The organism is Rossellomorea aquimaris, from assembly GCF_020172085.1.
Taxonomy (GTDB): Bacteria; Bacillota; Bacilli; order Bacillales; family Bacillaceae_B; genus Rossellomorea; species Rossellomorea aquimaris_E.
Genome location: NZ_JAIVAT010000010.1, coordinates 34,605 through 57,609 on the forward strand (window position 1 = coordinate 34,605; position 23,005 = coordinate 57,609).

The 23,005-nt window shown below is 39.8% G+C and carries 24 protein-coding genes and 1 riboswitch; of the genes, 21 read left to right on the forward strand and 3 right to left on the reverse strand.

The annotated features are described in order from the left end of the window. Nucleotides 1–28 precede the first annotated feature (28 nt). From LCL96_RS21465 to LCL96_RS21500, 8 genes are all read left to right on the forward strand, one after another. The gene (locus LCL96_RS21465) at nucleotides 29–466 is read left to right on the forward strand and encodes a VanZ family protein (RefSeq protein ID WP_224945171.1); all 438 of its coding nucleotides are present in this window, start codon (nucleotides 29–31) and stop codon (nucleotides 464–466) included. A gap of 60 nt (nucleotides 467–526) precedes the next feature. Beyond that, entirely contained in the window at nucleotides 527–2,461 is a 1,935-nt protein-coding gene (locus LCL96_RS21470) for an asparagine synthase-related protein (RefSeq protein WP_224945173.1), read from the forward strand. A gap of 7 nt (nucleotides 2,462–2,468) precedes the next feature. Next, nucleotides 2,469–2,600: a paeninodin family lasso peptide gene (locus LCL96_RS21475; protein ID WP_224945175.1), complete on the forward strand. Its 132-nt coding sequence runs from the start codon at nucleotides 2,469–2,471 to the stop codon at nucleotides 2,598–2,600. 113 nt (nucleotides 2,601–2,713) lie between these two features. Beyond that, on the forward strand, nucleotides 2,714–3,658 hold the full coding sequence (locus LCL96_RS21480; RefSeq protein ID WP_224945177.1) for an HPr kinase/phosphorylase: 945 nt from the start codon (nucleotides 2,714–2,716) through the stop codon (nucleotides 3,656–3,658). Continuing rightward, the gene (locus tag LCL96_RS21485) at nucleotides 3,652–3,942 is read left to right on the forward strand and encodes a lasso peptide biosynthesis PqqD family chaperone (RefSeq protein WP_224945179.1); all 291 of its coding nucleotides are present in this window, start codon (nucleotides 3,652–3,654) and stop codon (nucleotides 3,940–3,942) included. The genes LCL96_RS21480 and LCL96_RS21485 overlap by 7 nt, the downstream gene beginning before the upstream one ends. 11 nt (nucleotides 3,943–3,953) lie before the next feature. After that, the gene (locus LCL96_RS21490) at nucleotides 3,954–4,400 is read left to right on the forward strand and encodes a lasso peptide biosynthesis B2 protein (RefSeq protein WP_224945181.1); all 447 of its coding nucleotides are present in this window, start codon (nucleotides 3,954–3,956) and stop codon (nucleotides 4,398–4,400) included. 15 nt (nucleotides 4,401–4,415) lie between these two features. Then, entirely contained in the window at nucleotides 4,416–5,618 is a 1,203-nt protein-coding gene (locus tag LCL96_RS21495; protein WP_224945183.1) for a nucleotidyltransferase family protein, read from the forward strand. Next, nucleotides 5,619–7,400: an ABC transporter ATP-binding protein gene (locus LCL96_RS21500; RefSeq protein WP_224945184.1), complete on the forward strand. Its 1,782-nt coding sequence runs from the start codon at nucleotides 5,619–5,621 to the stop codon at nucleotides 7,398–7,400. It abuts the gene before it with no gap. Nucleotides 7,401–7,507: 107 nt separating this feature from the next. Here the strand turns inward: LCL96_RS21500 and LCL96_RS21505 are convergent, their stop codons facing one another. Further along, the gene (locus LCL96_RS21505) at nucleotides 7,508–7,999 is read right to left on the reverse strand and encodes a CFI-box-CTERM domain-containing protein (protein ID WP_224945186.1); all 492 of its coding nucleotides are present in this window, start codon (nucleotides 7,997–7,999) and stop codon (nucleotides 7,508–7,510) included. Nucleotides 8,000–8,301: 302 nt separating this feature from the next. On the opposite strand from LCL96_RS21505, the gene LCL96_RS21510 reads away from it, so the two are divergent. From LCL96_RS21510 to LCL96_RS21540, 7 genes are all read left to right on the forward strand, one after another. After that, nucleotides 8,302–8,514, forward strand: a complete 213-nt coding sequence (locus LCL96_RS21510) for a hypothetical protein (protein ID WP_224945187.1) — start codon at nucleotides 8,302–8,304, stop codon at nucleotides 8,512–8,514. A 71-nt stretch (nucleotides 8,515–8,585) separates the two neighbouring features. After that, a complete protein-coding gene (locus tag LCL96_RS21515; RefSeq protein WP_224945189.1) occupies nucleotides 8,586–9,368 on the forward strand; it encodes a hypothetical protein in 783 nt (260 codons plus the stop codon). Next, nucleotides 9,365–9,640 carry a PqqD family protein gene (locus tag LCL96_RS21520; protein WP_224945190.1) on the forward strand — a complete coding sequence of 92 codons (276 nt, stop codon included), beginning with the start codon at nucleotides 9,365–9,367 and terminating at the stop codon, nucleotides 9,638–9,640. The genes LCL96_RS21515 and LCL96_RS21520 overlap by 4 nt, the downstream gene beginning before the upstream one ends. Beyond that, the gene (locus LCL96_RS21525; RefSeq protein ID WP_224945191.1) at nucleotides 9,630–10,085 is read left to right on the forward strand and encodes a signal peptidase I; all 456 of its coding nucleotides are present in this window, start codon (nucleotides 9,630–9,632) and stop codon (nucleotides 10,083–10,085) included. The genes LCL96_RS21520 and LCL96_RS21525 overlap by 11 nt, the downstream gene beginning before the upstream one ends. 19 nt (nucleotides 10,086–10,104) lie before the next feature. Then, nucleotides 10,105–11,916, forward strand: a complete 1,812-nt coding sequence (locus tag LCL96_RS21530) for an ABC transporter ATP-binding protein (protein ID WP_224945192.1) — start codon at nucleotides 10,105–10,107, stop codon at nucleotides 11,914–11,916. Nucleotides 11,917–11,932: 16 nt separating this feature from the next. Beyond that, nucleotides 11,933–13,039 carry a nucleotidyltransferase family protein gene (locus LCL96_RS21535; RefSeq protein WP_224945193.1) on the forward strand — a complete coding sequence of 369 codons (1,107 nt, stop codon included), beginning with the start codon at nucleotides 11,933–11,935 and terminating at the stop codon, nucleotides 13,037–13,039. A gap of 186 nt (nucleotides 13,040–13,225) precedes the next feature. Next, on the forward strand, nucleotides 13,226–15,409 hold the full coding sequence (locus LCL96_RS21540) for an FUSC family protein (RefSeq protein WP_224945194.1): 2,184 nt from the start codon (nucleotides 13,226–13,228) through the stop codon (nucleotides 15,407–15,409). Nucleotides 15,410–15,434: 25 nt separating this feature from the next. Here the strand turns inward: LCL96_RS21540 and LCL96_RS21545 are convergent, their stop codons facing one another. Continuing rightward, nucleotides 15,435–16,298 carry a DUF4097 family beta strand repeat-containing protein gene (locus LCL96_RS21545; RefSeq protein ID WP_224945195.1) on the reverse strand — a complete coding sequence of 288 codons (864 nt, stop codon included), beginning with the start codon at nucleotides 16,296–16,298 and terminating at the stop codon, nucleotides 15,435–15,437. A gap of 206 nt (nucleotides 16,299–16,504) precedes the next feature. On the opposite strand from LCL96_RS21545, the gene LCL96_RS21550 reads away from it, so the two are divergent. Beyond that, entirely contained in the window at nucleotides 16,505–16,951 is a 447-nt protein-coding gene (locus LCL96_RS21550) for a GNAT family N-acetyltransferase (RefSeq protein WP_224945197.1), read from the forward strand. Between the two features lie 45 nt (nucleotides 16,952–16,996). Here the strand turns inward: LCL96_RS21550 and LCL96_RS21555 are convergent, their stop codons facing one another. Next, the gene (locus LCL96_RS21555; RefSeq protein ID WP_224945199.1) at nucleotides 16,997–17,743 is read right to left on the reverse strand and encodes a CAP domain-containing protein; all 747 of its coding nucleotides are present in this window, start codon (nucleotides 17,741–17,743) and stop codon (nucleotides 16,997–16,999) included. Nucleotides 17,744–17,909: 166 nt separating this feature from the next. On the opposite strand from LCL96_RS21555, the gene LCL96_RS21560 reads away from it, so the two are divergent. The 5 genes from LCL96_RS21560 (at nucleotide 17,910) to LCL96_RS21580 (ending at nucleotide 22,944) form a co-directional block, all read left to right on the forward strand. Beyond that, a complete protein-coding gene (locus tag LCL96_RS21560; RefSeq protein WP_224945201.1) occupies nucleotides 17,910–18,494 on the forward strand; it encodes a DNA-3-methyladenine glycosylase in 585 nt (194 codons plus the stop codon). A 101-nt stretch (nucleotides 18,495–18,595) separates the two neighbouring features. Beyond that, nucleotides 18,596–18,676: riboswitch (cyclic di-GMP riboswitch) on the forward strand. Between the two features lie 67 nt (nucleotides 18,677–18,743). Then, complete coding sequence (locus LCL96_RS21565) at nucleotides 18,744–19,454, forward strand: EAL domain-containing protein (RefSeq protein ID WP_224945203.1); 711 nt, start codon at nucleotides 18,744–18,746, stop codon at nucleotides 19,452–19,454. A gap of 125 nt (nucleotides 19,455–19,579) precedes the next feature. Continuing rightward, complete coding sequence (locus LCL96_RS21570; RefSeq protein ID WP_224945205.1) at nucleotides 19,580–21,562, forward strand: ABC transporter permease subunit; 1,983 nt, start codon at nucleotides 19,580–19,582, stop codon at nucleotides 21,560–21,562. Nucleotides 21,563–21,574: 12 nt separating this feature from the next. Then, the gene (locus LCL96_RS21575) at nucleotides 21,575–22,036 is read left to right on the forward strand and encodes a helix-hairpin-helix domain-containing protein (protein WP_224945208.1); all 462 of its coding nucleotides are present in this window, start codon (nucleotides 21,575–21,577) and stop codon (nucleotides 22,034–22,036) included. Nucleotides 22,037–22,158: 122 nt separating this feature from the next. After that, nucleotides 22,159–22,944, forward strand: a complete 786-nt coding sequence (locus tag LCL96_RS21580) for a divergent polysaccharide deacetylase family protein (RefSeq protein ID WP_224945210.1) — start codon at nucleotides 22,159–22,161, stop codon at nucleotides 22,942–22,944. The last annotated feature ends 61 nt before the right edge of the window (nucleotides 22,945–23,005 follow it).

Below are 23,005 nucleotides of genomic sequence, written 5' to 3' on the forward strand. Positions count from 1 at the left end.
TATAACCAGTTTGGGGGATGAGTACAATTTGATCCTTTTTCTAAAGAGAATACTTTTAGCATTAATCATTTTAGGCTACATGATACTCATTTGGTACCAATCAAGTCACTTTAATCCTGAAATTATCTATTACACCGGTCTCACTCTTGATCCACGCATTATATTATTTGCTGGCCTTTTATTGGAATCACTTCATTTAATTGAATTTGGCATTTTATATGTACTCATTGTTCTTTTTCAGTTGTCTTTTGGTAACCTCAATCAGCGCAAAGAAATCATTGCAATCATCCTTTCATTTTTATATTCCGTTACTGATGAGATACATCAGTTTTTCGTTCCATTCCGTACCTCTTCAATAGGTGATCTCGTTAAGAATGTTATTGGCATCCTTCTAATGTGGGTGCTGGTTCGATATATACATAAACGAAAAAACAACGTAGCACAAGAGGATTTTCTTCAAAAATAATATAGTACACCCTTTGCGTTCTTAATTAAGAATCACGTGAGGGGAAATGAGGTGTCAATTATGAGTGCGATTGCTGGGATATATCATCAGAACCATGAGCCCGTATCTAGGGAGCATATACACGCAATGATGGGGTCATTTGAACAGTTCCCAGCAGATGACGTGAGAGTTTACAAGAAAGATCATATTTTTCTGGGCTGTCACGCTCAGTGGATCACTCCTGAATCAATCGGTGAAGTTCTCCCTTTCTATGACAATGAAAGAAAATTAGTGATAACCGCTGATGCCATTATAGATAATAGACAAGAATTGTTTAATATTTTAGGTGTTGGGCCTGCTCTTAGGAAAGGGATATCAGATAGTGAGTTAATTCTTCTTGCATACGAAAAATGGGATGAAGAATGTCCTAAGCAATTAATAGGAGATTTCTCTTTTATGATTTGGGATGAGAGGAAAGAAAAATTATTTGGTGCAAGAGATTTTGCTGGTAGTCGAACGCTCTACTATCATACATCAAATCAACGTTTTGCATTTGCCACCACAATTAAACCCTTATTGTCATTACCTTTTATAAGTAGACGAATAAATAAAGAATGGATTGCAGAATTTCTTGTTATTCCAGATATGTTTAATACAGTTGACGTGCATTCTACTGTTTACAGTAATGTCATGCAAGTCCCTCCTTCACATTCAATCGTAATTCAAAGTGGAAAGACTAAACTAACAAGATACACCAAGTTCGATTCGAGAAAAAAATTAAAACTTAATTCTAATTTTGAATACGAAGAAGCTTTTAGAGATATTTTTCAGAGAGCGGTTTCCGATCGATTGCGAACATTTAAAAAGGTTGGATCACAATTAAGTGGAGGGTTAGATTCAGGTTCAGTCGTAAGTTTCGCTTCGAGAGAATTAAATAAGCAGAAGAAGCAGTTACATACATTTAGTTATATACCCCAAGAAGACTTTATCGATTGGACACCAAAATCTAGAATAGCTAATGAAAGACCTTTTATTCAATCAACAGTGAAATTTGTAGGGAATATTCAGGATTCTTATCTTAATTTTAGAAATAGCACTCCACTTAAAGAAATAAATCAGTGGTTGGACATACTTGAAATGCCCTATAAATTCTTTAATAACTCTTATTGGTTAAGAGGGATATACGAAGAAGCTTCTACCCAAGGAGTTGGGGTTTTATTGAATGGGGCCAGGGGAAATTGGACTATATCTTATGGAACAGCCATTGATTATTACTCTAGGCTATTAAAGAAAATGCAATTAATAAAGTTTTATAAAGAAATTAATAAGTACTACCTTATCAAGAACACAGGTAGGAAAAGAGTAATCCAACAGGTAAGTAGAATGGCATTTCCCTTAGTGTTATCTCCTAAGGATAAATATATATTTCCTCAGTTCATAAATAAAGACTTTGCAAAGAAAACCAATGTTTATCAAAAGGTGAGGGAAAACGGATTAGACATTACTGGTTCAAATATTTCTACTCTGAGGGAAGCAAGGAATCGACAATTTCAATACCTATATTATTGGGGAAATGGCACGAGTGCGACAAAGATGTCATTACATTATTCACTTTGGAACCGTGACCCAACAAATGATTTGAGAGTGATTGAATATTGTTTATCACTCCCTGATTCTCAATTCGTGCAACATGGAGTGGATCGATCTCTCATTAGGAGGGCCACCGAAAATTATCTTCCAAACAAGGTGCGATTAAATCACAAATATCGAGGAGCGCAAGGTGTCGATATTATTCACAGAATGAGAGATGAATGGGATTTGTTTAGATCTGAAGTTGAGGAATTGTTAAATGATCAAATCATGTCAGATTTGGTGGATCAAGAAGTGTTGTTCAGAGCTTATCTCCGAATAAAGGATAACCCATTACCTGAGCATGCTTTAGATGATGATTTGAAAATACTGATGAGAAGCTTAATCTTATTCAAATTCATCAATAAAATAGTTGAAAGGAGGTGAGAGGTTTATGAAAAAAGTATGGGAAAAACCAGAGTTGGAGATTCTTTCAATTGATATGACTATGGCAGGTCCAGGTCTTCGTTATGTTGATCATGATCAAAACGATCCAGATGAGCAAGATGCAGACCACTACAGTTAAATTTGGTTAAAATGCATTAATGAATTCGTTACTACATATTAGGTCCTTATATTTACTTGGAGTATAAGGACCTAATAAGAATGAAAATTTATGGCTTATATGGAGTGATAGGCATGATCAGTGCATGTAAAAAAACATTTTATAGAGCGTTTGGTTTAAACATCCAAAGTGAAATCCCACTTCCTGAAGTGAAAACAATAAATACAAAAGGGTTATTCAATAATTTTGATGTCAAGATTGAAGTGGGTGATCTTAGGGAAGAGTGGAAAAATAATGGTAATGAAGGTAAGTTTACAGTCAATAATGGAACTGTAATGTTTCACATCAAGAATACAGCAATATTTAGTGTAGTAAAAGGAGAAAGAGTTATCGTATCACCTTTTGAACATGCGGATGAAAATAAAATCCGTCTTTATTTGTTAGGTTCGTGTATGGGCATCATATTACTGCAAAAAAAGATACTCCCTTTGCATGGCAGTGCGGTTGTTATAGATGGAAAAGCATATGCGATCATTGGCCACTCTGGAGCAGGTAAGTCAACATTAGCTTCTACCTTGATGAATAGTGGTTATAAGCTTATTAGTGATGATGTGATAGCTGTTTCTCTTTCAGAAAATCAAGAATTCATTGTTCATTCTTCTTATCCACAGCAAAAACTTTGGGAAGAAAGCTTGGCGAAGCTGGGTTTGCCTGAGAATAAGTATTTTCCTTTATTTGAAAGAGAGAAAAAGTATGCTATTTCTGTAGAACCCAGCTTTTACGAGGGGGAATGGGTGCCTCTTGCAGGTATATTTGAATTGGAAAAGTCAGAACATGAACAACTGACAATTGAAAAAGTTCAGAATAGCATAGAGAAATTGCCTGTACTTTTTCATCACACTTTCAGGAATTCAGTTCTCAATCGACTAGGGTTATTAGAGTGGCATTTCTCTACAACTGCTTCTCTTGCAGATCAAGTAGAAATGTACAGGGTAAAAAGGCCAACATCAAGGTTTACTCCTTATGAAATACAATCGTTATTATTAAATACATTAAGAAAAGGGGAAAAAAAATGCTGAAAAATCCCAGCCTTACTTTGGACCAATCGATTACTCAAAGAAAAGGAAATATAGTGAGCAATATGGGCGGCGAAAAAGTGATGTTAAGTATTGAAAACGGAAAGTATTATAATCTGGGGGAAGTGGGGGGAGACATATGGGATACTATCGAAAATCCCGTTACCATCACTGAATTAGTTGATACATTGATGGCTAAATATGAAATAGATAAAGAGACCTGTTTGTCACACGTTTTATCATTCATTGAGATGCTGAGAGATGAAGAATTAATTAAGTTTAATTAGGATGATCTTTTATGAAGAAAATAAAATTGTTTTTATCATTGGATTATGAAACAAAGCTACTATTGTTGGAGGTTTTTCTTCATTTAGGGTGGGCAAGAATTATCAAATCCCTTCCTTTTGCAAAAGTAGCACCTATATTAGGGAAGCATATGATCGAAACGTCGCATTCTTTAAATACCGATCACGTTAAGGTACTAAAACAAATATCTTCAGCTATTAAAATCATGAGTAATTATACATTGTGGGAAAGTCATTGCTTGGTTAAGGCGATTGCTGCTATGAATATGCTAAAAAAAAGAAACATAGACACTACTCTCTATTTAGGGACTGGAAAAGATGAGCATGGAAGGTTGATTGCTCATGCGTGGTTAAGGAGTGGATCTGTATATATAACAGGATCTGAAGGTATGGAGCGATTTACTATAGTAGGGACTTTTGCACACATAGCCGAAAAGTGAGTGTAGGTGAAAAGGATGGAAGAAACGTATCGTTTGGATTTAAATAATTTACCCATTGAGCTAAAACTGATACTCGATATCCTGCAGATCAGTGATAAAGTGAAATCTCATCAGTTCAGTCAGGAATTGAAAGATTCAAATATCGATTGGGAAAAGTTCATTTCACTGGTGTATCATCATAGGATATATCCTCAAGTGTACACTAAGTTAAACAAGGTTCATCAGGCATTGATTCCTGCACAGGTTATTCAAAGAATAGAAAATAAATACAAAAAAAATACTTTTAACATGCTTTTATTAAGCGCAGAAATGGAATATGTAAGTAAAATGTTTGAGAGTGCAGAAGTGAAAATGTTAGTTCTTAAAGGACCTGTTCTTGCAGAAGATTTATATGGTGACATATCACTACGTACATCAAATGATCTCGATATATTAATATCGATCAGTGACTTGGATAGAGCCGAAGCACTTCTAATAAAAGAGGGTTATCTTAAAGATGACTATTTCACATCTATATTAGGGGAATGGAGATGGAGACATCACCATGTAACTTATTTCCACCCCGTAAAGAAGGTGAAGCTTGAATTACATTGGAGGTTAAATCCAGGGCCAGGAGCTGAACCTTGTTTCAAGGATTTATGGAAGAGAAAAAGAATTAGCTGCATAACAAAAAAACCAATTTATTTTCTAGGGCGCGAGGATTTATTTTTATTTCTTATTTCACATGGTGCCAGACATGGGTGGTCCCGCTTACGCTGGCTTGTAGACATTCATCAATTAGTCGAACAAGATATTGATTGGAATCAGATATTCTTATTAATAAAGAAATATCAGCTGGAAAAGATTTCGGGTAAAGTCCTGATTCTAGCAAGTAATTTACTGGGTACAAATATAAAAAAAGAGATGATTTCATTAGTGTCTAATTGGAGATCTAAAGAGCTCGGACAGAAAACCATTTTTTATTTTGAGAACATGATTAACTTACATTCGGAACCACTGCCTACTGAAATCTCAAAGTATCATCAAAAATATTTATTTTCTTTAAAGACAATAAAACAGAAGTGGATATTTATTGTGAGTTTTCTTTACCCCTACCCCGAAGATGCCTCTACTCTTCAGCTACCGAAAAATTTGCACATTCTTTATTTTTTGTTACGTCCTTTTTTATGGTGTTGGAGAAAAACAAAAAGAAGCTATGCATTATATAGGGGGATATAAATGAATCATTTATTATATTTCACTAAAAGATTTTATGCTTTTTCAGGAAAGGTCTTAATCTTTAATTTAATAGGAATGATGCTCATAAGTATGCTTGAGGGAGTAGGCATCCTGCTTCTAATTCCTATGTTGACTGTAAGTGGTTTTATAGATTATGAAACGACCATTGCTCCAATATCAAAATTAGTGGGTTTTATAGCACTAGTACCAGAGAAATTTGCTTTGCCTCTGATATTAGTCATTTATATTTTTTTAGTAATAAGTCAAGCACTGTTACAGCGGAATATTTCCAGAAGAAATGTTCAAATAAGAGTTGGTTTTATCAATCACCTAAGAATGAAAACATATCGGGAACTCCTCCAGGCAAACTGGGGTTTTTTCTTAAAGAAAAGAAAATCTGATCTTATTAATTCTCTTACGGCTGAGTTGGGCAGGGTTAATGGTGGAACCAATATGTTCTTACAACTAATAACCTCTATCATATTTACTCTCCTTCAACTTGGAATAGCTTTTTGGGTATCTCCTTATATGACAGGGCTAGTCCTTATTTCGGGAATTATCTTAGCCTTTGTATCTCAATCATTCGTGAAAAAGTCAAAAAAAATCGGATCCAAAACTTCTGAAATAGGCAAGAACTACCTTGCAGGAATAACAGATAATCTAAATGGGATTAAAGACATAAAAAGTAATTCATTAGAACATTCACGAAATACTTGGCTTTCAAAATTAAGTGAAGATATCATACATGAACAAACAGAACTTATAAAAATAAAAACGAATTCAAATTTTTTATACAAAGTCTCATCAGCCATTATCATTGCTCTATTTATTTATTTTTCTATTACTCTTTTTCGAAGCCAAGCAGATCAGTTCTTATTAGTTATTCTTATTTTCACCAGACTATGGCCACGGTTCACTTCTATACAATCCAGTATGGAGCAGTTGGCCGAAACTCTTCCGGCGTTTTCGTCAGTTATCCAACTCCAAAGGGAGTCGAGAGAAGCGAATGAGATATTTACTCACCAAGAGTACCAAGGAAATTTCAAGTGTGAAATTAGAAAAAACATTAAATGTGTAGGTGTCAACTATCGCTATAACTCTACTGAACCTCATTTTGCTCTTGAGAATATTAACGTAACTCTTCCGGCCAACAAAATGACGGCTATTGTTGGTCCCTCTGGAGCCGGAAAAAGTACCTTAGTTGATTTATTAATGGGTTTAAATGTCCCTGAACATGGTTCGGTTTTAGTTGATGGATTACTTTTATCAGGAGATGTTCAACGCTCGATAAGAAGTACTATCGGCTATGTACCACAAGAACCATTTTTATTTAACGCTTCTATTAGAGAGAATTTATTAATAATGAAATCAAATGCAACGGATTGGGATATCTGGGAAGCACTACAATTCTCATCTGCTTCAGAATTTGTAAAAAATCTACCAGAAGGACTGGATACGCTGATAGGTGACCGTGGAATTCGACTATCAGGTGGAGAACGTCAACGAATAGTTCTTGCAAGAGCCATATTAAGAAAACCTTCCATCCTGGTCCTAGACGAAGCCACCAGCGCCCTCGACAGCGAAAACGAAGCCAAAATCCAAGAAGCAATTGAACGACTCAAAGGCAAAATGACCATCATCGTCATCGCTCACCGTCTATCAACCATCCGAAATGCGGATCAGGTCATCGTATTGGATAAAGGACGTGTCGTTCAAACTGGGGGATTTAATCAATTGGCAAATGAGAAGAAGAGCATGTTCAGTAACCTATTAGAAAAATAGATGAAGGCGATCCCATAAAAGCAACTGGCTGTATCCATTGCTTTTATGGGATCTTTTTTGGTGGGGAGAAATAAAACAGCCCATCTAAAAATAGATGGACCTTTATATTATAGGTATTTCACTTCTAACTCTTCAACAACTTTTCGATAGGTCAATTCTGCTTCTTTTGGTTGTCCATTGTTAATGAAATCCACGCATTTTAATACTAAGTTTTGATAAAGGTTTTGATAAATTTCTAACGAGTTTTCTTCTGATTTAATGCGCTCTGAAATGATTGGGGCAAATTCGTAATATCTTCCGACTAATTTTCTTCCTTCAACCGTTTGGACCATTATGGAATCTCTAAAATTTCTTATGATAGTTAGTTCTTCGCAATCATCCGGCAGGTGGTTGGCTTTCACACAAGAGTCTGTAATGAAACAATGGCCAGGCGGCTTCCATGGCTTATGCTTTCTATGTAGTTTACAAGTATAGAATGGTGGCCAGCAACAGCAAACCTTTCCATCGTCCCCGCCTCCACCTCCTCCACTAATGGTGGTTTCAAATGAGATCGTCTGATGGTCGATAATCTTTGGAACATACATCTCCTCTTTCTTCAAAACATCGCCTCCATTCAAAGTAGATAATTATTCAGAATAATCCTTGAATCAAAAGTACTATATGATTATTCTATGCTGAGTGGTGTTCTTAATAAAGTTATTTTATTCGACAAATAATGAGGTTTTTTAAATGTTATAGCTAATTATTATTGGATATTGTCGAATGGTTTGTTCTTTAAAAAGAACGATGGGTATAATATAATGATAAAAGTAATAGGTAAATAGATCTTTAGGGCTGACAAAAAGTAATTACCTGTTCGATATAGTAAAAATCATTCAATTACAAGGGAGAGGTGAATGAAATGTCACATGAAACAGGGCAGAATAAAACACATAATAAACCTGAGGTATTATCACATCAACAAATAGTATTTGAAACGGCACAGAGTTGGAATAAAGGACAAGGAAACTTAGATCATCCAGGAACGGGTAACGGTGGAGTGCATTACCCTAATGATCCATACACAGGCCCACATCATGGAAATGGTGGAGGAAATGGCAAAGGAAAGAAATAGATAAATAAATTTATTTATGGAGAGAGATCAGTGTGTTGATCTCTCCATAATAGAACCAAAAGGAGAATCTCATGAACAGCTTGCAAGTTGAAATTGGTGAGCACATTATCAACGTATCCTTCGATTCATGTCAGTTATTAAATTTCTTTTCAAAAAACTTCTCCATATTATCTAATAATAAAAAAAATCCGGATTTAAACGTAGCAATATCATCTGGCTATGGAATCCGCTTCGTTCATTACCAAGTATCCATCACTGAACACGCTCAAAGCATTCATTATGAAAGGCCAGATTACCTCATCAAAGTGGACAGGAATTTTACAAGGGCCCAAATCTTCGTCCATGATGAACTAGCCCTAAAACATGCACTCATGAATGTTTATAGTGCTTTTATTCTTCATCATAACTGGGGATTGTTAATCCATTCGTCCTGTGCGATAGAAAATCAAAAGGCACATCTATTCGCCGGTCACTCTGGAGCGGGAAAATCAACGGCTGCGAAATTATCCTCACCCAGGCCTCTGCTTTCAGATGAAGCCACTCTTGTGAAAGTGACCAAAGACTGCATCACGATCTTTGATTCTCCATTCCGTAGCGAGCAGGAAGGCAGCTGTGATCAAGCACCTGTCCCTTTAAACAGTATCCAGTTACTAGTTCAGTCTACTCAGATTGAACGTCTACAATTAACGAAATCTGAAGCATATATCCAACTTATAGACAAAGTCTTCTATTGGAAACGAAACGGTGAGGAGGTTACTAGGATTATGAAGATGCTAAAAACGATTGTTAACCTGGTGCCAGTATATAATCTTAAGTTTCAAAAGAACGATAAATTTTGGGAGTTGATATCATGATGACTAAATTTGTGAAAACCAAGGATTATGAGGCTTCCCAATTCGATGATGAATGGGTCATTTTAAATACAGATCAGTTTACGGCCACCAAGGTCAATGAAGTGGGAGGATTTTGTTGGGGGTTGCTTGATAATGTTCAGACCGTTGATTCAATTGCGGAAGAAGTAAAGCATCATTTCAAGATAGTAGAAGATATAGAATCATTTAAGCAGGACATTGAGCAGTTTATTACAGAGCTTCATCATTATGGACTAGTAACCTATGCTGGCTGATCAAGAAGCGGTTCATTTAATTTCCAATGTGATGAAGAAGCATAAATGGATCGACTTGCCTGCACACGGTATCAGTATGTTTCCATATATTCAAGATGGGGATGTATGTACGTTTGTGACGTGTTCAGCGGCAGAGCTGCAAAAAGGGGATACGGCTTTGTATCATACTGTGCAGGGGAAATTGGTTACACATCGTTTTGTGAAACAACAGACAATTAACGATGATACATTTTATATGTTTAAAGGAGATACAAATCTGGGTTTTGATGAACCTATAGGGGATCAACAGGTTATTGGGAAGCTCGTCTATATAAAGAGAAGGAGAAGAAAGATTTCAGCAGGAAGCGTACGTTCAATTTTATGGAGTAAAGCAATCCTTTCGTTGCCTTACTTATCTCAATGGTTGAGAAGTTATCTTAACAGAAGGAATACGGTTAGAATATAACCCAATCTGGAGTGTAAATATGAAAAATAGAATTGGTCAACTAATAGCATTAATGAAATTATATCTGAATTTCAGTGACATGAAGAGGACGTTCACCCTGCTTAAGCCTTTTCTATTTCGTCAACGGAAAGCTTATGCAGGAATGCTGCTCCTATTATTTACAGATATTTTCTTGACCATTGCGTTTGCCTGGTTTTTTGGGAATATGACAGATGCAGGTGTTCGAAGTGATTTTAATGAATTGAGAAGACTGGTACCTATTGGGATTTCCCTGGTCGTATTAAGTATAGTGTCTAATTTCGCGTCCATCTTGATTGAGACGGTAACAACAAATGGGCTGAAAAAGGACTTGAAAAATCATTTGTTCCACCATATCTTACGTCTCCCATTGGGAAAGGTCACTTCTCAACGATCAGGGGAGATCATCTCCCATTTTACGAACGATATTAATAGCGTTGATGGGGTGGTTGGAAGCAGTTTAATAGACTTGATAAGACTTCCCCTTATATATGTTTCAGTATTCCTTTATTTATTAAATATTAACTGGAAGCTTTCGTTATTAAGTGTTTCAATTGCTCCCTTAGCTGTAGTTGCAGGTGCTGTTTTTGGTCTGTTGTTACGAAATAACAGTCGGATGATTCATGACATGTATGGAAAGATCAATAGTCTATTAACCGAGTCATTACAAGGTTTTCAAGTGATTCGTTCTTTTACGATGGAGAAGCTTATTTATAATAAATATGCCAACCAAAACCAGCAACTGTATAAACTGGAATTAAAGAATGCCAAATTAAGTGGCTGGTTCAATTCTGGTGGACAGGTTGTCACTTCGATAACGTATCTAGTTAGTTTGTGTTTGGGTGCTTACTATGTGACACAAAACATCATTACAGTGGGCTCTCTTCTAACCTTTGTGAGCTTAGTGAATCATCTCGTTAACCCTTTAACAGGACTTGCCGGTCAATGGGCAGGGTTTCAATGGTCTGTTTCTGCTTTGGAAAGAGTGGTTGATGTATTGGAATCGCCCACAGAGTCTAACACTCTTTCTGCTTACTCACCTCAAAAGGACGAATCAACGTCCATATTCTTTCGTGATGTTTCATTTGGTTACGATGAAAATAACAAGGTGTTTGAGGAGTTCAGTTTACATATCCCGTCTGGAAAAATGGTAGCCATTGTTGGACCGAGTGGTGGAGGTAAGAGTACACTCCTGAATCTATTACAAGGATTTTATCTTCCTCAACAAGGGAAAATATACATTGGCGGTAAGAAGACTGAGGAGTTCACGTTATCTCAATTAAGAAGCTCTATCGCTAATGTGCCACAGGAAACCTTCCTATTTGCAGGGACCATAAAAGAAAATCTACGATTGGCTTCACCCAATCTTTCAGATGAACAAATCATAACGGCGACGAAAAAGGCGGAAATTTATGATTTTATTGCATCCCTTCCTGATGGGTTAGAAACAGAAATAGGTGAAAGAGGAATAAAGCTATCTGGGGGACAAAAACAGAGAATGGCCATTGCCAGGGCTATATTAAAAGATGCCCCGATTCTATTGCTTGATGAGGCCACGTCTGCTTTAGATAGTCAAACAGAATACCGTGTGAAAATAGCTTTGGAATCATTAATGAAGGATCGTACGACAATCGTCATCGCTCATCGGTTATCAACCATTCTACATGCGGATATTATTGTGGTGTTGGATAAAGGAAAGGTTACACAAATCGGCAGTCATGAAGAGCTCCTGAATAAGGAAGGCTTATATAAACGCCTTCATGAGCACCAATTCTTTGAAAAGAAAGAGAAAGTTGTCGCATTAAATGCCTAAAGGAAGGGGAGAAGAGATGATGATCAAAAACCTCATTCACTCACTATATGATAACAAGGCAAGCTTTCCTCACAAGGCTTCTTACTACCACCAGGCAATCGACGAAATAGAATCCCACTCCATATCCCCCCAGATCTATCACTTGTTAAAGGAGAGGGGATGTCTAGAAAAAACACCGCTATTCTTTCAAGTACGCCTCAAACAAAAATACGACGAGGTGCTATTTCAAAACATCCTTATCAAAAGTGAAACAGACAAAATCCTAAACAGACTAGGAAAAGGGAAAATAGAATCCATTCCACTAAAGGGAGTATACTTTTCCCAAGAATATTTCGGTCATCTGGCTGCCAGAGGGACATCGGATATTGATATTCTTATTAGAAAAGAATCGATTGAGGAGACGGTACAACTAGTAAAGGATTTAGGTTTTGAACAGGAGGAAGAATGGATTCCAGAGCATTTTCATTGTTCCTACAGTAAACAAATCCCTGGTTCTCCGGTACCGCTTGTTGTAGAAATTCATTGGGGTATTGTGAGGGAAAAGACGTCTTATCTAAAAATTGAAGACTTCTGGGAGAATGCAAAAGCTGTAAAGGGAAAATCCTATATTAAAAGGTTATCCGATGAACATACATTTTATATGATTTGTCTGCACGGATGGAGACATAATTTGGACTCTCCGAGGTATTATCTTGATATCATTCAGTTAATTTTTCGATTAAATAACCAAATAGATCTTCATCGAATATTTCAACAAGCTAAACATGATGGGACCTTGAAAAGACTGGTTCGTACTCTTTCCATTGTGTTTGAAGAATACCCGATGCTGGAGAACGTTATGAAACTGCCTGTTAAGCGAAGTATGAAGAAAGGGAAAGAGGGGCGATTGTCCCAATACTTGGATTTTATCGATTTTCAATTTCTAAGCTATGACAGCTTTCAACATAGTTTGAGAGAGGTGTACAGTTGGTGCTTTCCAAGAAGGAAAGACATTTATACGGAATTAAACGTGGATTCTCAAAGATCTTCCTATATAAAGAGTATATTCTTCTTATATAAAGTAAGGGTAATGAAAGGATTAAAAGCAACTTACTTGTTAGTCAGAGGTGCTATTCAGCCTTAGAATTAAGCACTTTCCTTTACCTAGCGCCTATAAAACCCTTATAATCATACAAATAGATTCCGTTCTCAACGTGCACCTGTGAATAAGTGTAACCTGCTGCTCCACGCAGTACAGGTTACTTTTTTATTGGAAAGGGTACGATAAAAGAGAATGAAAAACGGTGCGAAGATAAGGGTTTGATAAGATATGAAACATTTACATAGACAGCATATATGGCTGGGGAGGATCCTTGCCTCCGATCCCGGCAGAAAAAGATTTCAGCAGGCAGGGAAGGCTACGATCAGCTTAATATCGGCTGTGTTTACGATGCTGTATTTATTAAAGCAATTCGATCATCCATCCATCACTCCTGCCATCGTATCAGGGATGGTAGGGATGCTTTGTATATTCGTCGTCATGGATGATACGACGGGAAAGAAGAAGGTAACGACTCCGTTAGTCGGTGTCGCAATAGCTGTCGGAATTACAATGGGATCCGCCTTTGCTCATTACAGTCTCGTTGTGAACGCTCTATTAGTGGGGGCCATTTTTAGCGCGTTTTACTTTTCACGTTTTGCCATCCGTTATTTTTCCATGGGGATGGCAGGTTTTATGTCGATTTATATATCATCCATTCTGCAACTGGATGCGGCGCATCTGGAGTGGTTTTACCTGGGGGTCATCATAGGGGTCGTATACGCTTACCTTTATAACTTCATCATCTTCAAGGACTCTGTCCATATGTTAAGGAGAAGTATGCGTTCTTTTCATATTCAATCCAACTTGACCTTTACAATCTTGATGAGGATGATAGAGGATCCACAGACGAGTAGCAAGCGCAGGAAACAGTTGAATCGAAACGTAAGAAGGCTGAATGAGTACGCGAGAAGCGTAGCAGGCGATATCAATGAAAATGATGTAAAGAAATTATGGCCGGGTATTGAAGCATCACAACTACGGTTGTATGTATTCGACACAGAAATGCTCATCCAGACGCTGACCGATTCGTTGAAAAAGCTGAAAGATCTTGATGCTTTGGAAGTCATTGAGCTTAGACGATTATTAGTATGGGTGCTCCGGTCACTTCGCGATGCGGAGGTACTGGCTCAGGATTATGACCCCCGTTCCCTTGAAGAAGCAGAAAAGGCGATACAGGCCCTTCGATTGGTATTGTCTGAGGTGTTAAATCAGGAGAAGAAGCCTGAAGGTTGGGTGTATCTCTTAAGGCGGATCGAGTCCATTGCCAATCATGTACTTGAAGCGGCCATCTCGATTCAGGAATCATTAAAGGTACCTGAATACAAGGTGTCGACTGTTGAGAACGATGGAGAACCGGAAGAAAAGGAAAAAGAAGAGACTACGGAAGAATCGAAAAGCTTAAAGCCCTCAACCCGTAAAGCGATACAGGCTTTGGTTGCGGGGACGCTTGCGATCGTTGTAGGGGAGCTGATGGCACCTGCGCAGCCGTACTGGGTCCTGTTAACGACCTTCATTATTCAAATCGGTACTGAATCGGTAGGCAGGACCTATATGAAAGCTTTCCAGCGGTCGATCGGGACAGTGATTGGGGCCATCATCGGATTCGGAGCGGCCAACCTAGTCTCCGGGAACTCTCAGCTGGAAGTCTTCCTACTGTTTGTGGTCTTATTTCTCGCCTTTTATCTTTTCACTGTCTCCTATACGCTGATGAGCTTATTCATCACGATGCTCATCGCTTTCATGTATGACCTTCTGCTGGGTGGGATCAGTGTACAGTTGATGGGGGCACGTGTCATTGATACGATTGTCGGAGCTGTGATCGCCCTTGTGGTATCAGCCTTTGTGTTTCCAAAGAAAACGAAAGACAAAGTGGCGGATAGCTTGGATGATTTCTTCGGGGAACTTAAAGGGTATGTTTCTTCATATATAAAAACCTTTACGATCCCGGAAGGTAAAACATTGACCGATCAGGCTTTTGATTTGGATCAGAAGCTCCAGGGAATCAAGGATGAAGCGCAGTCCCTTCTCCAAAGGCCCGGCGCCATGACGAGGTCTGGTGCAGGACGATGGATCACTGTCGTAACGGCCATCAATTATTACGCAAAGCACCTGCTTGCCTCTTCCCATCGGAAAGCACAAGCAAAGGTGTCGGAAGAACTCATTAGCGCGTTTAGGGAAACAGAAGAGAAAATCTCTGAAAACATTGAAACGCTCCGACAACTTTTAAAGGAAAAGGAAAGCTCGCCTATCATGTGGGATTTGAGCCCGGAACGGCAAAAAATCGAAACGCAAGCCCCAAGCTGGCGTAAATCACAGGTGGATCTTATTCACCATCTATATTATGTGTGGAGGATCAACCAATCGATTGTGGCACTTGGAGAGGAACTGGGGGCAGAAGTGAAAAGAGGGTAAAGCGGATTCCGCTTTACCCTTTTTCTTAATAGATATCCACGTTTCCACTGGATACAGAAACATCAATGTTATACTGACCGGAGCCGGACACTCCGGAAATATCGCCGTTTTCTATCTTCTGATTCTTTAAAGGAAGGTTGCAGGAGATATCACCGCTGCTTGCATTCCCGTTCAGTTTAAAGCTAGCGTCTTCAGGTAAATCAAGATTTACGCCCCCGGAGCTGACATCGAAATTCAAGTCGCCCTTTAAGGATTCCATGGTGACCGTCAACTCTCCAGAAGATAAGTCACCTTTCAACGGACCTTCATAGTTCGATAATTCTACATCCCCGGAGCTGATGTCCACCTTTCCGTCCTTTGTCGTCAGTCCATTGACGATCAAATCACCAGACGAACCATCATGCTCGAATACATTTGTCTCGATATTGTTCAGTTCCATGTTCCCCGATCCCATGTCAACGGATAGTTCATCGAACGTCCATTTCTTTGAAACGGACTCTCCCTCTAAGACCAGATTGCCGGAACCGATATCGATTTCCATGTTATTGTCATACTCTCTCGGAATATAAACGGTAACGTCAGATTTTTGATTAAATCCGACCCACTCATACCATTTATGTTTTACCTTTACGTATATCGTGTCCCCTTTTTGATTCAATGTCATTGTTCCTTTTCCTTTGAAGTCGACTTTTACTTCATTCTTGTCTGTGGGTAAGACCTTTGTGTCGCTGCTTTCCAGGTCAAGATCGATTGTTTTCACGTTTTTGGTGACTTCGACCCGATCCCCAGACTGACTCTCCTTCGCAAATAAGGACGTATTGTCATTCATAATGACATAAAGCGTACCGAGTGCCAGAAGCGCAATGATAACGGCAAACGCATTTTTCATTTCAATCCCTCACTTTGGTTTGTTTTTCCAATTTATAGTTTTAGTTTAATCCATGAGGGGAACCATCACAATGAGCCAAAGCATTATTTTTGAATCAGACCAGAGGCTGAGAAGGAAAGGTCTGCGAAATAAATATTTTCCAAGGTGGAATCAATAATTTGTATAATGGAGTTGTATGAAGAACAATGTGAAAGAGAGGGACAATCGTGTCTGTCTTAATTGAAGTGGCAACCGAACATGAGATAGAGGAAATATTTGAAATGGCAGGAATCAACCGAGAAGAAGCGACAGGTGTTCCATATGAACATCATAAAGAAGAAATGCAAAAAGCATACCGTCACTCCATCGAACACGGAGCCTATTTCCTCGTTGCCCGTGAGGATGATGAGCTGGCAGGGTGGGTACAGGTAGATAAGAGTGTTGATTGGATTACCTCCAAAGAAATTGGGTGGATCAATGATGTGTATGTGAAGAAGTCCTTCCGGGGAAGGGGACATGCGACAAGGCTTTTAAAACGGGCGCTCCTCGAACTGAAGGATCGAAACTACGATGAAGTAAGGTTGAATGTATACACGTTTAATGAACAGGCCATTCATTTGTATGAAAAAGTGGGATTCACAGATGTATGCAAATTTATGAAACTGAACCTGTAACAGACGTAAGGAAGTTGGACCGGCCGCCACGACCGGTCCAACTCTTTATTTCGCGATAAACATCTGTGTCCAATATATCCCTTGGCTCGCATCTTTAGCCGTTCCCACACCAATATGAGTGACTTGTTTATTTAAAATGTTTTTGCGGTGACCCGGGCTGTTCATCCAGGCGTTCACAACCGATTCAGGTGTTTTCTGTCCAACGGCAATGTTCTCCGCTGCTGTAGAATAGTCTACACCGAAGTTTTCCATCATCTCAAACGGAGATCCATATGTTGGGGATGTATGAGAGAAATAGTCATGTTCCTTCATGTCCTCAGATTTCATCTCCGCTACGTTTGATAGCTCTCCGTCCATCTTCAACGCACTGAGTCCATTCTTCTTACGTTCCTGGTTTGTTAAATCAATCACTTGCTTCACATACCCACTTGCATTCGAAGATTGAGAATCTTGTTTAGGCTGTTGTGCAGGTGGTTCCGGTTGTCCTTTATTCGGCTCCCCGGCAGGTTGTTTCGGCTGAGGCACCCCTTCGTTACCGGGTGTATATTCTTCACCAGGATCTAAATGAGTGAATTCACGCAAATCCCCGTTAGGATCTATCGGGGCAATAAAACGGTGGATGGCCGTTCGGTTTTCTTGTAAATCATTCATTCCCACTCTGTCTTGGTTTCTATAGGAAACCGGATCGTAATTCACGTTTTGAGTATCAGTCAGTGAATCGTTTGTATCGTTATTGCAGCCAGTCATCAGCATGAACGGGATGACGGAGCAGATTAAGATTCGTTTTTTCATGAGGATTCCTCCATTTTGTGTTTGCCTTAACAGTCTTTAATATGTACGCCGCCCAAACGGTTTATCCTGTTAAAAATAGGTTGAAGCGATGGTCAGATTTAGTACTATAAGGTTAGGGTATACCTATTATAAAGACTGATTATTTGTGTGTAAGGAAGTGAAATCTATGAACCGAATCCCATTACCTTCCACCTTTTACAAGCAGCCTACATTGGACCTCGCCAGGTCCCTGTTGGGGTGTGTTTTGGTGAAAGAGACAGAGGAAGGAACAGCTTCAGGGTATATAGTGGAAACAGAGGCGTATCTTGGGCCGGAAGACAGAGCAGCTCACAGTTTTGGAAACAGGCGTACGAAACGGACGGAAATCATGTTCCATGAAGCAGGGCGGATATATACATATGTCATGCATACACACTGTCTGGTGAACGTAGTGAGCGGGGAAGAGGAAAAGCCCGAGGCCATCCTCATCAGAGCGGTCGAGCCACTAGAGGGAGAGGCCCTGATGGAAAGCAGAAGACGAGGACATATGAAGAAGAATTGGACGAATGGTCCAGGGAAATTGACGAAAGCATTGGGCATCACCATGGAGGACTATGGGGGAAGCTTTTTAGAGCCACCGCTGACGATCACAAAAGGATTCGACCCAGAAAGCATCTCATCTGGGAAACGGATAGGGATCGATAACACAGGGGAGGCAAAGGACTATCCTTGGCGTTTTTGGATCAGTGACAATCCTTATGTGTCAAGGTAAGGATTTTCTTTATGAATTTTCAAATAATTTATGGAAAAACACACCCTAAAAGTACTAGTTTGTGGTATATTTTTCTTATAAGCATCTTCATAAACTGACAATTCGACTGGGGGCTGTGAACCTAAATGATAGATGGGCGCTTACATTTAGGGGAGCCAGTAGCGCAACCGACCACATGCGAACGCGAGGAATGCGTTTTTGTGTGGTTTTTTTATGAAAAAAAAAATAAAGAGAGAGTATAGGGGTCCTATGAACATCTTTACTATTTTTCAAGACGACTTTATCTATCACGATTTTCAGCCATTATATGATATGGGTGAACATCGAACCCTCTATGCTTACGAGGGACTGTTACGGAATACGTTTAACGAAAATCCCGAGAGTGTATTTCAATCGGCCATGAAAGCAAATATCCTGTACAAGCTTGATACTCTGTCCATTTCTAAAGCCCTTGATAGTTTCTCAAAGAACGGGCTTATGAACTGTAAGTTGTTTCTCAATATTTATATTACAACCATCCTGCATCCGAGTTTTCACACGTTCTTCTCCGACCTTATGAACCGCTATCCAGACATAAAGGGACGACTTGTTCTCGAAATTAACGAATCCAGTGCTGAAGAGCTATGGCAGAATCCTTTATTGAAAAAATCCCTGAAAGAACTGAAGCAATACGGTGTCTGGTATGCCATCGATGACTTCGGACAAGGAACATCCTCTATAAAGAAATCGATTGAGTACGAGCCGGAAATCATTAAGCTGGACCGCTATTTTGCCATGAATTTGGCCCAGGATGAAAAGAAACAGAGATTCCTCTCTTTCTTCAGTCAATTCTACGGAAGTGATACGTTGATTGTCCTGGAGGGAATAGAAACAAAACAGGATATGCAGGTTGCCAAGGAAATCGGTATCACGATCGGACAAGGATTTTACTTGGGCAAGCCAAGTCAACTGTTGGCGTAGGGACAAAAAAGTGACTCTGGAGAAGGTGGGTCACTTTTTTTGTTATGGAATTGTCAGATTTGAAATAAAATTGAAAAATTTTAACATTTCAATTAAACTGAGGAAAAAGAGATAAAGGGGACACAATGATGAAGTTTCTCATCTTTCCGATTAAATTGATCTTCTATTATATTCTTGGTCTGATTGGGATTTTAGCCGTCAGTATCGCACCAGAAGTATTCAGGGAACGTGGATTATACAATGTTGTAGGGTACCTTGAGGCATTTATAAAGTTTATCTTTGTCTTCCTGGATGGAGCAAATTGGAGTTACTCATACAAGGGGATTACCGTGGAATTTCTTGATATGCTCTGGGGTCCATACGTATACTCCCTCCAGATTGTAGGTGGTGCTCTGGGGATTGGTCTTGGTGCTGCCTTTATTCTTACGATCTTCACCGTGTTTTTACCCCGACCGGTTACTTCGACACTTAAGAAAGGGTTAAACCTCTTAGAGACTGTGCCCGATTTAATGTTTGCGTTCATGCTTCAGCTTTTGATTGTCTATATCTTTAAATATTTTGGTGTGGAATTGATGAACTTTGCAGAGTACGGGGAAGAGAAGGTCTTTCTTGCCCCCATGATTACGTTGTCCATCATTCCCATGATTTCTTTCTTTCGGATTCTCCTTTTCATTATGGAAGAAGAGCTGCTCAAGCCTCATATTGAATTCGCCCATAGTAAGGGGATGTCTAAGGGCAGGATCCTGTTTTCTCATGTACTGAAAAATATTTCTCCAAGTTTGTTTTATCATGGAAAGTTGATCGTATGGGGCATGTTATCCAGTTTATTTATCATCGAAACGATTTTTAATATGAAAGGGATCACCTATTATATCATCCAGGATTTCCGGCCGATGGTGATCGCCATCTCTTTAATCATGATCTATACACCTTTCTTTGTGGTGTATCAAGGGGTATACCTGTGGATCAACCATGAGAGCAGCGAGGATTATACGAAATATAAAAGAGATAAAACAAAGTGGACTGAATGGAAGATATGGAGCATTCTTTCGACCATCCGGAAGCTGTGGTGGCAGCATATGCATAACAGCAAGTTTGCCATCGGATTTAGCATCATTTTCGGTTTGATTGCTACGAGCTTCCTTTATTCAACGTTGAAGGAAGAGCCGATTAAACAGATTCAATTTATGAAGAATGATGAGGGCCGGATCATAAGCGCCCCTCCACATAAACCGTTTGGTGACATGATTCTGGGATCCGATTTCTTCGGTTACAGTATCCTGGATCAGCTTATCGTAGGTGCCAAATATACACTGTTATTTGCCTTGATTGTCGCTTCTCTGAGGGTGATCGGCGGATTCTACCTTGGTATTGGCTATCATTTTCACTTGAAAGAGAACAGGAAGAATTGGCTTGACCGCATGGTGGATTCCATTCACTTTCTGCCCCTGAGCCTAATCGCGTATCTTCTATTAAGGCCGGTGCTTTGGGGGTTGCCTGTGTTAGGATGGGATCACTCTATTTTTGAAAGGCTGGTATTTGAAGCGGTAGTGTTGACGATTCTGGTCCTTCCGTTGACAACAGTGCTGATTGGGAATGAACTGAAGCAAATCGGAAAACAGGATTTCGTCCTTTCGGCAAAGCTGCTTGGCGGAAGCAATAAGCACCTGCTCTGGACGCATCTTTTTCCACATCTTGCCCCGAGGTTATTCATCATTTGGGGGCAGCAATTCATCCAGACGCTTCTCATTCTAGTCCATCTTGGTTTATTCCATCTCTTCCTTGGTGGAACGATCATCACTTTCGGTGATATGCCGGATCCCCCAAAATCCGGGACGTTTGAATGGTCCGGTCTGATCAGTTCCACGAAGAACTCTCTTATGACCGGGAAGTATTGGATCGTCATCGCCCCTTTAGTCGCCTTCATGATCGCCATCATCGCCATGCAGCTGATTGTACAGGGGGTAAAAGAAATCCAACAGACGAAGGTCGGGGTCCTAGTGAACAACAAGCCAATCAAAGTAAAGGGTCCGTTGGATAAAAAGAAAACGAAGATGCCAGTTGTGGAAGACTTCCAAATGGCCCGTCAGCAAACCTTTAAAGGATAAGGAGGAGGCACAATGACTAGAAAGAGTCCGAAACTGCCCCTGACTGATAAGGAACGGTCCGCCCTTCGTAAAGGGAAGATCCGGTTGGGGGATATTCATGACTTGCCGCCTGAGCGACTAGGGGAAATGCTGGACATTCCTTTAGACAGATCCCGTTATTTAGTCGGGATGTCCATTTTTCAACAGATTCCATCCATCGGGCCCAATATGGCTCATAATGTCGTAGAAGATCTGGGTTTCTATACCTTTGAAGAAATAAAGGATGAAAAAGGGGAAGAACTCATCATCGAATTAGAGAAAAAATACGGTGTTTGGATGGACCCCTGTGTCGAAGACTCATTAAGATGTGTCGTTCACCACGCGAATCACCCGGAAAGCACCAAAAACTGGTGGGACTTCACCGCAGACAGAAAAACCCACCGCCAAACCCACGGCTACCCAAAAGACCGCCCCACCAAAGCCTGGGATGAATAGAGACTCTTCACCAAGCCAGGAAGCAAAACACGCTTCCTGGCTTTTTGATGGATGAGGGACGGACCTCCACTCGTATATCCTCTCTAAAATGGACATCATAATGAAAAAAGGAGTGATATGAGTTGAGAATCCTGCTTATCTTTTTCTTGCTGACGTTCTCCGTCCAAACATCCGTTTCTGCAAGAAACATCCTTCCCTATCCTGCCCATCATAATGAATTGGCGATTGTGATAGATGATCTGGGTAATGGTATGAAAGGAACGAAAGAGATACTGAATCTGCCTGTGACATTGACAATTGCCGTCATGCCTTTTTTGCCAACGACCAGAAAAGATGCAGAAAAAGCCCACGAGAATGGCCATGAAGTCATCATCCACCTTCCGATGGAACCGATGCACGGGAAAGCGAGCTGGCTTGGACCCGGGGCCATCACGACCTCCCTTTCCGATGAAGAAATCAGAAAGAGAGTGGAGCAGGCCATCAAAGAGGTTCCTTATGCAGTTGGCATCAACCATCATATGGGCTCGAAGGCAACAGCGGATGAGCGGGTCATGCGGATTGTACTTGATATTTGTAAGGAAAACGGCTTATTTTATCTGGATAGTAAAACTACAGGAAAGAGCGTCATTCCTCAGCTTGCCAAAGAACTGGGAGTGCCGTATCTGGAAAACGAACTATTCTTTGATGACGTCTATACGATCCAGCATATCGGAAAGCAGGCAAGACTCCTTTCGAAAGAATTGGATCATGACAATGCAACCATTGCGATTGGCCACGTCGGGGTCACGGGAATGAAGGTGGCAACCATGCTTAAGGAATTCCTGCCCCTTTATGAAAAGAAGGCCACGATTGTCCCATTGTCAGATCTTATACCGGAGTATCATTTGATTGACGAGAGCATGCCTTGATTGATGAGGGCTTTCGAGGCAAATGTAAATCTTTCGTTAAACGGGTGCATATTTTTTTGTG

Bases quoted from the DNA above. Each gene is read 5' to 3' on its own strand.
- LCL96_RS21520 (WP_224945190.1), top strand. From the start codon at position 9,365: ATGATGACTAAATTTGTGAAAACCAAGGATTATGAGGCTTCCCAATTC.
- LCL96_RS21570 (WP_224945205.1), top strand. From the start codon at position 19,580: ATGATGAAGTTTCTCATCTTTCCGATTAAATTGATCTTCTATTATATT.
- LCL96_RS21480 (WP_224945177.1), top strand. From the start codon at position 2,714: ATGATCAGTGCATGTAAAAAAACATTTTATAGAGCGTTTGGTTTAAAC.
- LCL96_RS21575 (WP_224945208.1), top strand. From the start codon at position 21,575: ATGACTAGAAAGAGTCCGAAACTGCCCCTGACTGATAAGGAACGGTCC.
- LCL96_RS21490 (WP_224945181.1), top strand. From the start codon at position 3,954: ATGAAGAAAATAAAATTGTTTTTATCATTGGATTATGAAACAAAGCTA.
- LCL96_RS21475 (WP_224945175.1), top strand. From the start codon at position 2,469: ATGAAAAAAGTATGGGAAAAACCAGAGTTGGAGATTCTTTCAATTGAT.
- LCL96_RS21545 (WP_224945195.1), bottom strand. From the start codon at position 16,298: ATGAAAAATGCGTTTGCCGTTATCATTGCGCTTCTGGCACTCGGTACG.
- LCL96_RS21555 (WP_224945199.1), bottom strand. From the start codon at position 17,743: ATGAAAAAACGAATCTTAATCTGCTCCGTCATCCCGTTCATGCTGATG.
- LCL96_RS21525 (WP_224945191.1), top strand. From the start codon at position 9,630: ATGCTGGCTGATCAAGAAGCGGTTCATTTAATTTCCAATGTGATGAAG.
- LCL96_RS21565 (WP_224945203.1), top strand. From the start codon at position 18,744: ATGAACATCTTTACTATTTTTCAAGACGACTTTATCTATCACGATTTT.
- LCL96_RS21500 (WP_224945184.1), top strand. From the start codon at position 5,619: ATGAATCATTTATTATATTTCACTAAAAGATTTTATGCTTTTTCAGGA.
- LCL96_RS21560 (WP_224945201.1), top strand. From the start codon at position 17,910: ATGAACCGAATCCCATTACCTTCCACCTTTTACAAGCAGCCTACATTG.
- LCL96_RS21510 (WP_224945187.1), top strand. From the start codon at position 8,302: ATGTCACATGAAACAGGGCAGAATAAAACACATAATAAACCTGAGGTA.
- LCL96_RS21535 (WP_224945193.1), top strand. From the start codon at position 11,933: ATGATGATCAAAAACCTCATTCACTCACTATATGATAACAAGGCAAGC.
- LCL96_RS21530 (WP_224945192.1), top strand. From the start codon at position 10,105: ATGAAAAATAGAATTGGTCAACTAATAGCATTAATGAAATTATATCTG.
- LCL96_RS21515 (WP_224945189.1), top strand. From the start codon at position 8,586: ATGAACAGCTTGCAAGTTGAAATTGGTGAGCACATTATCAACGTATCC.
- LCL96_RS21495 (WP_224945183.1), top strand. From the start codon at position 4,416: ATGGAAGAAACGTATCGTTTGGATTTAAATAATTTACCCATTGAGCTA.
- LCL96_RS21485 (WP_224945179.1), top strand. From the start codon at position 3,652: ATGCTGAAAAATCCCAGCCTTACTTTGGACCAATCGATTACTCAAAGA.
- LCL96_RS21540 (WP_224945194.1), top strand. From the start codon at position 13,226: ATGAAACATTTACATAGACAGCATATATGGCTGGGGAGGATCCTTGCC.
- LCL96_RS21470 (WP_224945173.1), top strand. From the start codon at position 527: ATGAGTGCGATTGCTGGGATATATCATCAGAACCATGAGCCCGTATCT.